Annotated in this window: 2 protein-coding genes; both read left to right on the forward strand. The window is 67.3% G+C overall.

Annotated features, from left to right (window positions below; all coding sequences use genetic code 11):
- Window positions 1-303, forward strand: a 303-nt coding sequence (locus tag AC1DNF_RS35680) for a 2-oxo acid dehydrogenase subunit E2 (protein ID WP_478153652.1), incomplete at its 5' end; no start/stop codon positions are given.
- Window positions 300-860: biotin/lipoyl-containing protein (locus AC1DNF_RS35685; protein WP_478153654.1), on the forward strand; the 561-nt coding region annotated here is incomplete at its 3' end. The genes AC1DNF_RS35680 and AC1DNF_RS35685, both read left to right, overlap by 4 nt.

Genomic DNA, 860 nt, shown 5'->3' on the forward strand with positions numbered 1-860 from the left:
AAGAAGGCGCGGGACGGCAAGCTCGGTTCGGCCGACATGACCGGCGGCTGCTTCTCGATCAGCTCCCTCGGCGGGATCGGCGGCACGCATTTCACGCCGATCATCAATGCGCCGGAGGTTGCGATCCTGGGTCTGTCGAAGAGCGCGATAAAGCCCGTGTGGGACGGGAAGGCCTTCCAGCCGCGCCTGATCCTCCCGCTCAGCTTGAGCTGGGATCACCGAGTCATTGACGGTGCGACCGCTGGGAGGTTCAACGCCTACCTGGGGCAGGTTCTCGCTGACTTCCGCAGGACCCTCCTGTGAGTTCGGTCGAAGTCAAAGTGCCGGACATCGGCGATTTCGATGAAGTCGCGGTGATCGAGGTGCTGGTGAAGGCCGGCGACACGGTGAAGGCCGAGCAATCCCTGATCACGGTGGAATCGGACAAGGCCTCCATGGAGATTCCTTCCTCGCATGCCGGGGTGGTCAAGTCCGTGGCGATGAAGGTCGGCGACAAGGTCAAGGAAGGCTCGGTGGTGCTGACGCTGGAGGCGCTCGAGGGTGCGGCTGCCGCGCCTGCCCCGGCAGCCGCATCCCCGGCCTCGGCCCCTGCTGCGGCGCCGGCACCGAAGCCGGCGGCACCCGCGCAAGCCCCGGCCCCCGCGTCGACTTACTCCGGCAGCGTCGACTTCGAGTGCGATCTGCTGGTGCTGGGCGCAGGCCCCGGCGGCTATTCCGCCGCGTTCCGCGCGGCCGACCTGGGCCTCAAGGTCGTGCTGGTCGAGCGCTATGCGACCCTGGGCGGCGTCTGCCTCAACGTCGGCTGCATTCCCTCGAAGGCCCTGCTGCACGTGGCCGCTGTGATGGACGAGGTCAAGCAC

This window comes from Variovorax sp. 01T432, from assembly GCF_056398605.1.